Here is a 15581-nt window from a genome sequence, read left to right on the forward strand (position 1 = left end):
TGAGCTCCTTTTTTACCAACCCATTTTAGTGGTAGGGTCAGCAATTTTTCCATCATTTAATTCTTGCATTGCTTGTTCAAGGATTTGAAAAGCTTGTTGTAACTCGGCTTCTTTGATTACCAAAGGTGGTTGGAAACGAAGAATGTTTCCACGAACGGTAATCATCAAGGCGCCCAATTCAAAGATTCGGGTGATTAATTTAGTGGCTGCTTGGTTATCAGCTTTTCCAGTTTCAGGATCAACGATATCAATTCCGCCATTTAAACCAAAGATTCGAACATCACCAATAAAATTAAACTTACCTTTCATTTTAGCAAAGAATTCCTTTGCTTGCGCACCTAATTTTGCACTTCTTGCAACTAAATTTTCTGATTCAATGACATCTAAAGTAGCATTAGCTGAGGCGGTTGTGACTGGGTTACCCGCAGTGGTATAAACGTTACCAGGTGCAGCTAAGGCATCCATGACTTCGGCTCTACCTAAAACGGCACTTAAAGGAAGTCCAGAAGCAATTGATTTACCGACTGCAATCATATCTGGATGAATGTGGGGGAAGTGATCAATGGACCACATCGTTCCACTACGTCCTAACCCTTGGTTAACTTCATCAACGGCAAACATGATGCCATTTTCCTTAGCGAAGTCATACACCTTATTTAGGTATCTTTCCGGTGCCTTTAGGAAGCCTCCGTCACCTTGAATTGCTTCGATTTCGATTAAAGCAGTTTCATCAGCGGGTAGATAGGTTTCAAAGGGGAGTTTGAAGGCTTCAAACATGCGGTCTGAAAATTCATCATCAGTTTCACCCTTTAAACGGTACCAAGGACTAGGGAAAGGAACTTTAACCACTCCAGGAAGGAGCGGACCAATCTTTCTAGTCATGTTGAGGCTAACTCCAGATGTCGAGATGGAGCCGTAGGTAGAACCGTGATAGGCACCGGTAAAACTAACGATGTATTGCCGCTTCGTGTAGGCTCTTGCAAACTTGATAATGGCATCGTTTGCGTCTGAACCTGAATTTCCGTAAGCGACGCGGACGTCACCTTCAATGGGAGCTAATTTAGCAAGTCTAGGAGTTAACTTAGCTTCAGGTTCGTTAGCAAAGTAGGCAGGCGTATATTGGATTAACTTAGCAGCCTGGTCTTGAATCGCTTTAACGACGTGGGGATGACTGTGCCCCGTGTTAGTTGCGGATGCACTGGACAATAAATCTATGTATTGATGATCATCTTCGTCAGTTAAAATCGCGCCCTTACCAGACTTAATTACAATATCGAAATACTTAATTCGGTCTGCTTGAGCATAGTATTGCTGTTCTGATTCTAAAATTTCTTTGTTAGACATGACATTACTCCTTAATTTATTGGGATTGAATCGGTGTAATTGATCAACTCCTATCTTGAAAGATAAAAAAAGCCCCACAGTTACTTAAACTGGGGACTTTTGGTATTTTTAAATGATACGCCCCACAGTGTCATTTGAATAACTGCGTGGACAATAGTCAGAAAATCTTTGAAATACTAAAATAGCATTTTATTATCCACACCGGTTTTAATAATTGGTAAGACTAAAATGAATAATAAAATAATAATGTAAGCTACAGTATTCATGTTTCAGATTTCCTTTCCGTTGTATTTTTTTAACTTTTTTAAAGTATAATGTGAACTTTTAAATCTGTCAACAACAATTTTACAGTTTTTTACCGTAAAATGAGTTACTTTGATTGAAAAAGTTAGGATTTAATGATTTATTTTTGGTGATATTTGTGGGTTAAAGTCCAAATTACCATTAATAAAATAGCGGCATAGATGGCTCCACCAAAACCTAAAACCGGAAGTCCCATGGAATTAACGAGGACACTACCAGTGGCAGAACCTACCGCGATTCCGATGTTACTGGAGATCGGGTTTAAAGAAGATGCCAACACTAATGATTGGGGATAATCATTTTCGGCAATCTCCATATATAGGAGCTGACTAGTTGCTCCAGACATGTAAATAGTAATTCCTAAAATAACGATGATAATTAAGTTAATCAAAGAGAACTTAAAGAAGATGGAAGCACAAGCTAAAGCCACCATTTGGAGTACGTAGAATTTGAAGAGTCGATGAAGACCGTTTTTGGCGGCTAATACGCCCCCTAATTGGTTACTGACTAACGTACCTAAGCCATAAACTACTAAAAATCCAGTTACGAAGTTAACGTTAAACCCGTAATGATTGATTAAAAGCGGCGTAACGTAGGTATAAAGAACATAAACACTTCCCAAAGCTAGAGCTGGAATGGTCATTCCTAGCAGGATTCGACGATCTTTTAAGATATCGAATTGGGAACTAAAGTTTTCTACTTTAGCTTGTTGAATGTCATGAGGCAGGGAAATGTAAAAACTAATCAATATAATAGTAGAAACTACAACAATTAATGCAAAAACATACCGCCAACCCAGGTGACCAGTGATCCAAGTCCCAATGGGAACTCCAATGATATTGGCAATACTAAAACCGGAAAAGATCCATGAAACAATCCAAGCCCGTTTTTCTTTGGGGGCAATCTTGGTAGCAAACGTAATGGTTAGAGAAATTATAATTCCAGAAACCAACGCGGTGATAACTCGAGAAACTGCTAAAACCGCAAAATTGGGTGCTAACGCAGACATCAAATTACCAAAGATAAAGACTGATAAGATAATCATCATCACCTTCATCAATTTGGCATCTCCAATTAATAGCGAAATAATGGGAGTCGAGATGGCATAAACTACCGCAAAAATGGTGGTTAGAAGTCCAACACTAGCGACACTTACATGGAAGGAATTGGCTAAGCTACTTAGAATTCCAACGATAATAAATTCGCTAATCCCTAAAATTAATCCGATTGAAACTAATATAATGGTACGAACGCGAAAACTTTGCATAAAAACTCCTAATCTAAAACTTGGTCTGTTAATTAAAGCCATTACTTTATTGTAACAATAACTGAAATGATTTTGTAGAGTGAGTTTTATAGCACTTGTCATTTAAATCACGAGCAATTTAATGATTATTTAATAAGTTGTTTTGTTAGACATTTAAATTCATTGTGTTAAATTTAATAATATGCAATATGTATAATTGCAAAACTTTATCACAGAAAGACACTTTCAAGAAAGAGGGAGCAAATATGTTTAAACATACAAGAAAGTTACAATACAACGCCAAGCCAGATCGTCCAGATCCATTAATGGCCCGTCGTCTTCAAGAATCATTGGGTGGTCAATGGGGAGAAGTGACCGGAATGATGTCATACCTATCTCAAGGTTGGGCTTCAACTGGTGACGAAAAGTATAAAGACTTATTGTTAGCTACTGGTACCGAAGAAATGGCGCACGTGGAAATGATTTCAACCATGATTGCTTACTTACTAGAAGGTGCACCAATGCATGCAACCGAAGAAGAAATGCGTAAAGATCCAGCATTGGCTGCCGTAATTGGTGGAATGGATCCAGAACATGCAATTGTTCATGGAATGACTGCAGGACTTAATAATCCGAATGGAGCTGCTTGGAATGCCGGTTATACGACATCTAGTGGTAACTTAGTTGCTGATATGCGTTTTAACGTGGTTCGTGAATCAGAAGCTCGTTTGCAAGTTAGTCGACTTTATTACATGACTGAGGATAAAGGTGTTCGGGATATGCTACGTTTCTTACTAGCAAGAGAAACTCAACACCAACTCCAATTTATTAAGGCACAAGAAGAACTGGAAGAAAAGTATGGTGTAATTGTTCCTGGTGATATGAAAGACATTGAACACCAAGAATTTTCACACGTTTTGATGGACTTTTCTGATGGTGGTGGCGCTAAGGCTTTTGAAGGTCAAACTGCTAAAGATGGTGAAAAGTTCACTTATCAAGCTGATCCTGAAGCAATGGGTGGTTTGCCAAAAAACAAACCCGCTGATAAACGTTTACACAATAATCAAGGCTAATAAATTAAATTAACTAAGAAAGACCAATAAATTTTGGTCTTTCTTTTTTTATTAAATAATATTGATTAAAACTTGTAATCATAATGTAAAGCTACTGTATTGATTTTAATAATCTTAAACAAAGTTAAATGAAGTATAATAAAGTTGTTTATTAATATAAGAAATGAGAGGTAAACCAATGGATAAAATTAACGCGAAAAGAAATCAAGTAAGTTTTGAAACTGGAGAACAAAAATTACACAGTAAATTAGCAAAAAGTAAGCATGGATGGGTAAAAGTTACATTTGGAGTTACATTTGCTTCATTATTCTTCTTTGGATATCAAGCAAGCGTAAGTGCGGATGAAGCTACTGCACAACCTACAATCACTACAGCACAAGTAGCAAAAGCAACAGATACTACTACTGAAGCAAAAGCTGCTGATAAAACAACCACTGATAGTGATGCTGCCAAGACTACTGATACTAAAGCTACCGATAGCAAAACTGCTGATCAAACAGCTACTAAAACAACTGACGAAGCTAAACCAGCAACTACCACAGATACTAAATCTGCTGCTCCTAAAACAGTAGATACTAAAATGGCTGATGCTGAACAAGTAAAAGCACCCGCAGTTGAAGACAAAACTGTTCAATCTGCTCAAGCACAAGCAGCAGTCGTTGCACCACAAAAAGCTGCTGAACCTGCTGTAGATACAGATACATACACTGCACCTCAAACTGCTAGTGCAGAAACGATTTCTCCACGAGCTGCTAGTGAAGAAGCCACATATTCAAGTGATACAGATGGTATGACTCAAACTTCTGGTTCATACACAGCTCAATGGGAACAAAACGTCCGTAACCAACCAAGTATTAATGGTCAAGTTACTGGTCAATTACAAGCTGGTGACACCATTAACTACAATGGTTCAAAGGATAATGATGGTTACACTTGGCTTCACTACCAAAACTTTGCTGGACAAGATCGTTGGATTGCCAAATTAGCTAACCAAACTGCTAACACTGGTTCAACTACTTCATCTAACCAACAATTTATTGATTCAATCGCACCTGGTGCCATTGAAACTTGGAAACAATACGGTGTATTACCTAGTGTTTCAATTGCGCAAGCAATCGTAGAAAGTGCCTGGGGTTCAGCTGCTCCTGGTAACAACTTATTCGGAATTAAAGGTAACTACAATGGGCAATCAACTACTCTTCAAACACAAGAATGGAACGGTAGTGGTTATGTAACTATTTATGATCAATTCCGTGCTTACCCAAGTTATGCCGAAAGTGTTGCTGATCATGGTCGTTTCTTATTTGAAAACTCACGTTACAACAACTTACTAGGTGATAAAAACTACACTAGTGTTGCTTGGAAACTACAAAATGATGGTTACGCTACTTCACCAACCTACGCTAATACTTTAATCAGTATTATCCAATACAACGGTTTGAACAAATATGATGCTATTACTGGTGAAGCAGGTGCATTTAGCCAACAACCAACTGTATCACAACCAACTAACAACCAATCTGGTAGCAACCAAACAACCGGTGTTCAAACTCCTAACTTTGATAAGACTTACATTGTCAGAGAAACTCAAAATGTAAGAACTGATGCTTCTATCAATGCTGCCATTACTGGTCAACTTCACGCTGGTGATGTGATTGGTTATGATAACCAAAAGAATGCGGATGGCTACACTTGGTTACACTACCAAAACTTTGTCGGACAAGATCGTTGGATTGCTGACTTAACTGGTGTTACTAACGTTGATGCTAACAACAATGATTCAGTAAACACTCCAGCAACCAACAATGGTACCAACACTACTACTGCAGCTAACAACAACCAAAGCAACTCAGCTGCTGAAGTTACTGTTCCAGCAACTGGAAACCAACCAGCTGGATTTAGATACTCAACTAACCCAGAAATTGCTAAACTTCAAGTTGCCGCAATTGAAAGCGTTGAAAAGGGTCAACTTCCAACTTACTACGCTAAAAAAGAAGTAGCTCAAGCTCCGGTTGCTCAACCACAACAACCAGCAGCTCCAGTACAAAAAGCTACTGAACCAGCTAAGGCCGAACAACCAGCAGCTCCTGCTGCTAAACAAGCTGTTTTACCACAAACTGGTGAAACTAATAATGGTTTCTTAGCAATGGTAGGTGCTTCACTAGTTTCTCTATTTGCTTTCATTGGTTTAGGAAAGATGAACAAGAAAAACAACTAGTTTGAAGCCAAACTAAGCGTTTAAAAACTAAATATATTTTAAAAAGACAACCAATTTTCTACTATTTAATAGAAAGTTGGTTGTCTTTTTTGTCTAAATGTTTGTCCATTATCCGATTTTAAGTCATTAATTTAGAAACAAAAACATACCTAGTGTAATTGATGGAACCCTTTAACAGTAGTATTTTCAGTTACTTTACATTTCGAGTATTTGAGAGCGTTTTCTTGCTAAATTTGGCAAAAAAATTTAGAAAAAATTTGCAAAATTTATGAAAACGGTTAATCAGTATTAATAACAAAGATTAGAAGTACCCAAAACTTTTAACATTATTAAATATCTTTAGATTTCTTTGATAAAGTTGTTGAAAAAATATAAACTTCCTTGTTACTATAGCTAAGTCGTTTATGAAATTTTAATTTTTTTGAAGGAGAATATTTTGGAAATACCTGAAGCGTATCAGAAACATAAAAAGATGATCGAAGGGACCGCAGAAAAGAAAGTTCGTAATAAATTAGTCAAATCGAAACATGGTTGGATGAAATTTGCGACGGGAACTTTATTTTTAACTGCTAGTTTATCTTTTATGCAGATAAGTACAAATGCTGATTTACATACGAATGAATTTTCAACCACCCAAACTGCTAATCAAGTTGTAGCAACTATGAGTGCTGAAAATTCAGTCAATAGTGAAACAACAACTTCAGTAAAAAACGAAACACCAACTTCAGTAAGTAGTGAAGCTACTAATTCAGTAAGCAGTGAGGCTACTAATTCAGTAAGCAGTGAGGCTACTAATTCAGTAAGCAGTGAGGCTACTAATTCAGTAAGCAGTGAGGCTACTAATTCAGTAAGCAGTGAGGCTACTAATTCAGTAAGCAGTGAGGCTACTAATTCAGTAAGTAGTGAGGCTACTAATTCAGTAAGTAGTGAGGCTACTAATTCAGTAAGTAGTGAGGCTACTAATTCAGTAAGTAGTGAGGCTACTAATTCAGTAAGTAGTGAGGCTACTAATTCAGTAAGCAGTGAAGCCACTAATTTAGTAAGTAGCGCAACTTCAACCAGTAGTTCAGCTGCTACTTCACTTTCTACCAGAATTACAGATAGTGAAGATGAAGTAACTGCCGATGAAGTTAATAATCCAATTAAATCTAAACCCGAAAATCAAAAACTTGAACCAGCTAAACAAGTTGAGAATCCGGGAGACAAACAAAGTAAAGAAGCATATGATTCTAAAACGGTTTATGACAGCAATCATGATGGCGTAAATCCAGATACTGCAACGAACGAACAAGCCGGAGTAGAATTTAGTCGATATCGGCAAAAATACCATTACACTGATGCTCAAGGTGGTGGTAACGATGTGCAAACCATTTGGAAGGATTCTAATGGATTATGGCACTTCTACTACCTTCACAGTGATACAGATCAATTTGGTAAAGATCGCATTAGCCAACAAGGATGGGCTCACGTTACTAGTTCAGACTTAGTTCACTTTCAAGATTGTGGGACTGCAGTTCCTGCTAAAGCGGACGGTTTGTGGGATGCTACTTGGACTGGTTCTATCGTAACTAACGAAAATGGATTTTATAAAAACCTACCTAAATCACCAGATGTTTTAATTGCGGCCATTAGTGCACCAAGATTGAACAGTAAAATGGGTGATACCGGACAAAACATTTTCTTATTAGATAGTTTAGATGGTGGATATACTTTCAAACCAATGGAAAATCATCCCATTAACGGGCTTCCCCAACAAGTAGATGGATATTTAGGTGATAACCGAGATCCTAACTTGTGGTATAACTCTGAAACTAACCAAATGGAATTGTGGTTAGCTCAAGATAGTGATCATGGAAATGAACACGGAATTACCCAATTCGTTAGTGATGATGGGTTTAACTTTAAATACATTGGTAAAACTACTCTAAGTGGTGACAATGCTGCCTTTAAAAAATGGTCATTAGTTGAAACTCCAGCAGTATCACGGATGAAAGACCAAACTACTGGCGAAACTAAAGACGTAATGTTCTTTGGAATTCAAAACTGGGCTGAGGGACCATACTATAAAGTTATTAATGGTGAAGGTTGTGTTTGGTTAATTGGACATATTGATGAAAAGGGACTATTTATTCCGGATGACGCAGTTCAAGATCCAAATGACCCAACCAACTACATCATTACTGACAATTCTAAGATGAATCGTTCAGACTACGGTGCTGATTATTATGGTGGAAATAGCCAATTTAACAATGATCCGTTAGGAAATCCAGTTAACGGAGTGGTGCAAAATAGTTGGTTAGGTAACTGGCAATATTCTGATCAAGAAGTTAAGGATGGTAATGTAATTGCCTTAAATGGAGTCGCTTCATTTAGACAAGTTTACCTAGACAATGGAGTAGTTAAAGCTCGTTGGATTAGTTTAGACGGAACCGAATGGGACGATAACCTCAGTATCGAAAAGAACCGGGTTGAAGCGCAAGACAATCTTGCTACAGTTGGTAAAGAACAAACAATTGCACAAAATTATAACTTTAAAATTGAAGGAACCGTTAAACCCGATTTCGAAGCATTGTTTAATTTTGTCGAAAATGATGGTTCTCAACACATTCGTCTTTATCGGGATGGAAATGAAATTAAAATCTTGAATTGGCGTGATGGCGGAAGCTTTGTTAACAAAGCATCTAACTGGTACACATTACCTTACAACGCTTCTTTAGGTGATCGAGAAATTACCAAGATGAACGTTAGAACTGATACTCAAAGTATTGAAATTGAGTTCCCAGAAACCGGACAATTGTTCTCATTCTTGAGATACACACTTGATACCAAACAAGACGTTACGGTTAGAGTAGCGGGTGCAAACTCAGTGGTAAACGTTAAAAGTGATAATTTCAAAGGAAATGATAATTTAGAAACCATTACCACCGTTAAGTATTATGAAGACAATACTAATAATTTAGTTGGAAAAGCAGAATTTCATAATAAATATAAAGATACCATTAACACTACTGCTGGAATTCCAGACGGATACCGTTACTTTAGTGGAACCCAAAACTACCTTGTGCAACGTGATTCTAAACAACAGGTAGTTATTCACGTGAAGAAACTCGGTGACGAAACTTTACCAAGTTCAAACGGAAGTGATGCCGCAGGCTCAAACGGAAGCAACGCAGTGGGATCAAACGGAAGTAACGCCGCCGGATCAAACGGAAGTAACGCCGCCGGATCAAACGGAAGTAACGTCGCCGGATCAAACGGAAGTAACGCCGCAGGCTCAAACGGAAGTAACGCCGCCGGATCAAATGGCAGTGACGCAGCGGGCTCAAATGGAAGCAACGCAGCGGGCTCAAACGGAAGTAATGCTGCAGGGTCAAACGGAAGTAATGCTGCAGGTTCAAATGGCAGTGACGCCGCAGGTTCAAATGGCAGTGACGCAGCGGGCTCAAATGGAAGCAACGCAGCGGGCTCAAACGGAAGTAATGCTGCAGGGTCAAACGGAAGTAATGCTGCAGGTTCAAATGGCAGTGACGCCGCAGGTTCAAATGGCAGTGACGCCGCAGGTTCAAATGGCAGTGACGCCGCCGGATCAAATGGCAGTGACGCTGCAGGCTCAAACGGAAGTAGCGCAGCGGGCTCAAACGGAAGTAACGTAGCGGGCTCAAATGGCAGTGATGCCGCCGGATCAAACGGAAGTGACGCCGCCGGATCAAACGGAAGTGACGCCGCAGGTTCAAATGGTAGTGATGCCGCAGGGTCAAACGGAAGTGACGTAGCAGGCTCAAATGGTAGTGATGTCGCCGGATCAAACGGCAGCAAAGCCGCAGGGTCAAACGGAAGCAACGCCAGTGGCTCAAACAGCAGTGATGCAGCGGGTTCAAATGACAGCAACGCAGCGGGCTCAAATGGCAGCAACGCAGCGGGCTCAAATGGCAGCAACGCCAGTGGCTCAAACAGCAGTGATGCAGCGGGCTCAAACGGCAGCAACGCCTCTGGATCAAATGACAGCAATCCTACTAGAAACAATGAAAAACCAGCTACTGAATCAAGTAGAAACAATAGAACCAATGATTCAGCTGCTAAACCAGCCAACATGGTAATTGCTGATTTAGGAAATGATAGAGGTCAAAAAGAATTGAACGGCGATGATGCAACATTAATTAATTCAACTAATAATTCTGACCAAAATAGTAACGCTATCAATGCTAATTCAAATGGATACCCAACCATTAATGAATCAGGAATGGGTATCACAATGACCAATAATGCTGGTAATGGTGATAACGCAAATAATACTGCTAACGTAGCAGAAACATCAGCTACAGCAACAAACGAAACTCAGCAACCAGAAGACAATGCAGAAAATAACCAATCTGATAAGAATAAAACGAAGAAACATAACACTCATCATTCCAAAGGTGATGTTAAGAGTACCAAGAAGAATAACCATAAAAAGGAATCTAGTTCACTAGATAAATTCTTAGCTGCATTAGTTACTGCACTAGTTTCACTAATTGCCTTCTTCATTTACAAGAAGAAAAATTAGATAATTGAATCGTTAAAAAGAGACAACTAGTCTTCTCCTTTTGGAGAGATGGTTGTCTTTTTTTAATATTATTGGTTTAAATAATTGCTATAATGGGGGCATAATAAATGCAGTTAAGCTAAGGTGGTTGATTTTTTATGAGTAAGATTAATGATGATAGAGAAGCAAAACTTAAAGATTATAAATTACTAGGTGGAATTTTCCTTTTTCTAATTTTAGTTAGCTTGATAATGTTTTTTTGGCTCATTCCCATGTTTATTAATGCAACGGGTTTGAAGTCGTTTACTGGAGGAGCTGCTGAATCTAATGTTAGACAAACCACTCTGAAGGAATTAAATCGTGAGTTAAAAAAAGAAGGCTTTACGGGAAAAATCACTGATTTGAAAGAACGCCATAATGGTTTTAGTCAGGGCGGAATTACCGGAAGTTTTGTCTATCGTGAAAATCATTCCGACGTTAAGCTTAAAATCCCGGTTAGTTTTGAAGCCTATGACAACGGAAAGTTTGATGTAATTCAAAAAGATGGATCACATGGAAGCTTAAGTACGGCTGAACAGACGCTGCTTCCTTTAAAAGCTGCAGCAATGCAACAACCTGCAGCTAAATCAGAGAAGAGTCAGATAGAAAAAGTTATCAAAAATAATGCTAAAACCGGTAAATATAAGTTTATTGACATTGATACTAAATTCTTCACTGAATTTAGTAATGATGAACTTAAAGGACAAAGGGAAAATGACGATAACTATTTAAACGGGGTAATGCAACAAAATCAACAAGACCAACATAAGAAAAAATATGCGGCTGGATATTATGATGTTCCATTTGCCGAGTTAAAAGCACGCCAAATGTACAATTATGAGATTAACTTAGGAATAAATAATAGTAAAAAGGATAAGTTTAATAAAAATCAGCTCCAAGAATTTTTAATTAATAAATTTAATGAAGAAAAAATACCAGATGGAAAGTATGAAATTGTTTTAAACCTTGATAATGGCAAAAAAGCTAACGCTAGTGTCGATTATATAAACATTTTGGTTCAGGCTGGTGTAGCCAAGCTCACTAATCTTGATTATGATAATTAACTTTAAGTGACCAAAAAATTTTTAGATATAATGAAAGGCCCTTAAGCTAGAAAAAACTAACTTAAGAGCCTTTGTGATGGTAAAAATAAAATATGTATTTAGCTAATTTTAAAATGGTTTGATAATAACTTTAGTTCCAACTTTATCTGGTTGTGAAAAAGTATTGTAAAAATAAATATTATCAGGGAGACTCATTTGAATACACCCATGAGAATTAGGATGACCTAAACGTCCTTGACGACTCATCAATATGTCATTGTTTTGATCCGTTACGACTGAATGGAATAGATAGAGTCCATGATCTTTAAAACTGATATAATTTCTGGCCCCTTCAGTTATATTGGGTTTAGGGTTGTAAAACCATGTTCCGTGTTCAGGTTGAATCGCAAAAGTGCCGACTGGAGTAGGGGTGGCAGAATCTTTCACACCAGTTGAACAAAGAAAACTCTCGATTAACTTATTGTTTTGATAAATATTTACATTTTGGTGTTTTTGATCAACTACAATTTTCAAATCTTTAGCGGGAACATTAGCCAAATTAATATATTTTTTTGAAGTAGGTTTGTTCCAATCCACCACTTTTTGACCATTTAGTTTAATATAACTCGGATTTAACAGATCATTTTTGGAATTAGCAGACGTGTTAACTTCCAAAAATAATATGGAACAAAGTAATGGTAAAAAAACTAAATATAAAATCTTTTTCATAATTATTCTCCATATATTAAGGTTTAAAACAGACTTAATTATAGTCCATAAATAAAATAATAGAAGAGTGATTTGAAAATAAAATTTAAAAATGAAGTTAAATGTTTATATATATATTTAGTTATCTTTAATTTTAATGAAGTGAAATGCCGGATGTAGCTATGACAGTAGGTTGAAGCTTATCATGATGAACTATGATGCTTAATTTTAGGCAAACGAAAAGGAAGCAGTTTTGCTTCCTTTTTAGTATATTTTTATGGTTTTAATACAGCGTAGGCTTCACCGACGAAGTCTTCTACTGATTGAGAATCTGGTAGGACGAATGATACTTTTGGATAAGAAATGAAGTCGGTTAAAATGTCAAAGTGCCATTCATAGAAGTCGTTTGTATCAGCATTAGTTGAAGTACGAGCACCACCGACAATTAGGTTGGTATCTCCAACGTTTGAACCACCTCCAAATGTATTTGAACTTTGGGTGGTATGAGATCCGGTGTGAACGCGTTCTCTACTTACTTCTTTAATGTCATTTTTGTTATAAATGGTTAAAAAGTTGTCCTCAACGTTAAAATAAATAAATCCTTGATCATTGTAAATTAATGCTTGGGTACCGTTTCTGTAGCTTCTCCAGTTGGGCATGCTAATTTTATTGGTTAATCCAGAAATGATTTTATCTATATATTTGTAATAAAAATCTGAATATACTTGTGATACGGAATTTAAGTTATTTCTGATTTTATTAGCAAAAACCCCATTTTTTCTCATAAAAAAGGCTAAAATCCATAATAAAACAGAGAATCCTCCGGTCACTCCAGATGCAATAACCCCAACGGCGACAACGCCCCACATACTCCATTTTAATGTTTTTAAACTATCATTAGCTTGAACTTGAGCATCATCATATTTTTTTTGTAGCTTTTTTCCAGTTTCTGAATTTTCAAAAGTTGGTACTCCAGAAGCTTCATCTAGGTTATATTCTCCAGGAACATTCAATTCACTCATTTTAAATCATCTTATCCTTTCTAATTATTATTGGTAAAAACTTCAGTATAGTTATTATTACTGGTCCAGATAGCAATTAAATCATTACTATTTAATTGGCCGTCTGAAGAAAATTTAGCGGTAGTGTTTTTGGGATAAAACGATACAGACCAGTTGATGGGCGCAGTTTCATCCTGTAAAGCAGCAACTAAATAGTTACCACTACTATTAAAGACCACCGGGTTACTCTTATCGCTGGTAGTTAAACTATCTTTGGTTAAAGTGATATCGTTACTCTTTAAATCTCCGTTACTAATGGTTAACTGATTATCGCCACCAGGTTTAATTTTGTTACCATCATTAAATTTGGGAGACATAGATCCTAATTCTTGCCAATTACCCGCAATGCCAGCAAAGTTACCATTTTTAATTTCATCTAAGTTCATTCCTTTAGAATTTTGCTTGGTAGCAGCTTGGTTATTATTTTTTTGCGAATCATTATTATTTTGTTTTTTAGTTTGTGAGGCAGTGTTTTCTTGTTTCTTAGTATTATGTACTGTCGTTTTAGTAGTTGACTTGTTGCTATTATTAGTTGAAGTACCACAGGCAGTTAAAAATAAACATAATCCAATAATGCTAAAAAGCAGGTTTCTTTTTTTGATCATATTTAAAACTCCTATTAATCCTTTTCTTTTTTATATTGAAGACCATTTATCAAAATTGATTTTTTGTCTTTAGAGATTGTTCCAACGTTTTTTCGATTTTTTAGATTAATGGTTACCGTATCATCTTTTACTTGATAGGTTCCATCCTGAGTTTTTTTACCATTTTCTAAAATATCCACTTTTTTACTACCATCAAAATCATAGGTTTCTTGTCCTTCAATTCCTAAAAAAGAAACTGTTTTAGTATATTTACCAGAAATGGGTTTAGGAATTAAGAAAAATATCCCTACGATAACTACCAAGGCAACGACTGCTGTACCCACGATATGAGCGGGTTTAATCTTGTGCCCCGTAATTCGACTGGCACTTTCTGATAGGTTATTAGTTTTAGTGCTAGCTTCTTCTTTGAATTTATCAAAAACTGCTTTTCCCTTAGATAAATCAAGTGAAGATGATAATTTATGTCCACAGTTTTTGCAGAAATCCTGTTCTTCTGTGACTGAATGACCACAATTTTCGCAGAACTTTTTTATTTTATTTTTTTTAACGCCACATTTGGGACAAAAATCAGCGTTAATATCTATTTCTGCACCACAATTAGTACAATATTTTCTTTCACTATCCATTACAAAGCTCCCTAGTTAAAATTTTTTTAATTATTTTGGCGATAATAGGCTGAATTAGCATACCCGGATTGACCGCCACCTTTGATTAAACGATCTTGATTATTATCTGAATCATCATCTGGAGAGGCCTTTACTCCCTTAGGAATAATGGTTAATGGTTCAAGACTATCCCCGTTAGAAACAAAATGACCAATGCTACCTTGAATATAGCCGTTAGCTATTTTTCCAGAGGTAATAACAGTAGGTTGACCATTGATTTCAGGTAATCCTTCAACTTGGGTTCCTACTTTTTTATAAAAACTAGTGTCTGCTGGTGCATTTACAGTTGTTCCAGTTATTTTAATCGTTTTGTTATCATTGTTTTTCCAATTTCCCACCAAACTAGTAAAGTTACCACCTTTGATTTGTTCAAGGTTCATGCTCTTAGAATTTTGAGCATGATTTTTTTGCGAATAATTAGAATCTGTTTTTTTAGTTTGTGAGGCAGTGTTTTCTTGTTTCTTAGTATTATGTACTGTCGCTTTAGTAGTTGACTTGTTGCTATGATTAGCTGAAGTGCCACAGGCAGTTAGAAATAAACATAATCCGATAATGCTAAAAAGGAATTTTCTTTTTTTGATCATTTTTAAAACTCCCATTAATATTTTTCTATATCAGTTTCTTTTTCGTCATCCATTTGCTAATCTCCCTATTTATTTTTTATGTGAACGTTGACAAAGGTAGTCGTAGTTTGTGTTAAATTAACGTTCAAAATATTTCTAATTTATTTTAAAGTTGTTTATACTCCTTTCTA

The 15581-nt window shown here is 36.7% G+C and carries 11 protein-coding genes; 4 read left to right on the forward strand and 7 right to left on the reverse strand.

Annotated features, from left to right (window positions below; all coding sequences use genetic code 11):
• Positions 1–12: 12 nt before the first annotated feature.
• Together R4B61_RS02750 and R4B61_RS02755 are read right to left on the reverse strand one after the other, a co-directional pair.
• Positions 13–1344 (reverse strand): aspartate aminotransferase family protein, encoded by a 1332-nt coding sequence (locus R4B61_RS02750; RefSeq protein WP_413628112.1) that lies wholly within the window; start codon positions 1342–1344, stop codon positions 13–15.
• A gap of 403 nt (positions 1345–1747) precedes the next feature.
• Complete coding sequence (locus tag R4B61_RS02755) at positions 1748–2914, reverse strand: MFS transporter (protein WP_413628113.1); 1167 nt, start codon at positions 2912–2914, stop codon at positions 1748–1750.
• 245 nt (positions 2915–3159) lie between these two features.
• Here R4B61_RS02755 and R4B61_RS02760 point away from each other — a divergent pair, with 245 nt between their 5' ends.
• From R4B61_RS02760 to R4B61_RS02775, 4 genes are all read left to right on the forward strand, one after another.
• Positions 3160–3966, forward strand: a complete 807-nt coding sequence (locus R4B61_RS02760) for a manganese catalase family protein (RefSeq protein WP_413628114.1) — start codon at positions 3160–3162, stop codon at positions 3964–3966.
• Between the two features lie 178 nt (positions 3967–4144).
• Entirely contained in the window at positions 4145–6184 is a 2040-nt protein-coding gene (locus R4B61_RS02765; protein WP_413628115.1) for a glucosaminidase domain-containing protein, read from the forward strand.
• 436 nt (positions 6185–6620) lie between these two features.
• Positions 6621–10727 carry a hypothetical protein gene (locus R4B61_RS02770; protein WP_413628116.1) on the forward strand — a complete coding sequence of 1369 codons (4107 nt, stop codon included), beginning with the start codon at positions 6621–6623 and terminating at the stop codon, positions 10725–10727.
• A 137-nt stretch (positions 10728–10864) separates the two neighbouring features.
• Positions 10865–11809, forward strand: a complete 945-nt coding sequence (locus tag R4B61_RS02775; protein ID WP_413628117.1) for a hypothetical protein — start codon at positions 10865–10867, stop codon at positions 11807–11809.
• 108 nt (positions 11810–11917) lie between these two features.
• Here R4B61_RS02775 and R4B61_RS02780 read toward each other — a convergent pair whose 3' ends face one another.
• The 5 genes from R4B61_RS02780 to R4B61_RS02800 form a co-directional block, all read right to left on the reverse strand.
• Entirely contained in the window at positions 11918–12517 is a 600-nt protein-coding gene (locus tag R4B61_RS02780) for a L,D-transpeptidase (RefSeq protein WP_413628118.1), read from the reverse strand.
• A 254-nt stretch (positions 12518–12771) separates the two neighbouring features.
• The gene (locus tag R4B61_RS02785; protein WP_413628119.1) at positions 12772–13518 is read right to left on the reverse strand and encodes a hypothetical protein; all 747 of its coding nucleotides are present in this window, start codon (positions 13516–13518) and stop codon (positions 12772–12774) included.
• Between the two features lie 20 nt (positions 13519–13538).
• On the reverse strand, positions 13539–14162 hold the full coding sequence (locus tag R4B61_RS02790; protein ID WP_413628120.1) for a hypothetical protein: 624 nt from the start codon (positions 14160–14162) through the stop codon (positions 13539–13541).
• A gap of 14 nt (positions 14163–14176) precedes the next feature.
• Entirely contained in the window at positions 14177–14788 is a 612-nt protein-coding gene (locus R4B61_RS02795) for a zinc-ribbon domain-containing protein (RefSeq protein WP_413628121.1), read from the reverse strand.
• Positions 14789–14814: 26 nt separating this feature from the next.
• The gene (locus tag R4B61_RS02800) at positions 14815–15411 is read right to left on the reverse strand and encodes a DUF6287 domain-containing protein (protein ID WP_413628122.1); all 597 of its coding nucleotides are present in this window, start codon (positions 15409–15411) and stop codon (positions 14815–14817) included.
• Positions 15412–15581: the final 170 nt, after the last annotated feature.

It is taken from the genome of Fructilactobacillus vespulae (genome assembly GCF_047324295.1).
Lineage (GTDB): Bacteria > Bacillota > Bacilli > Lactobacillales > Lactobacillaceae > Fructilactobacillus > Fructilactobacillus vespulae.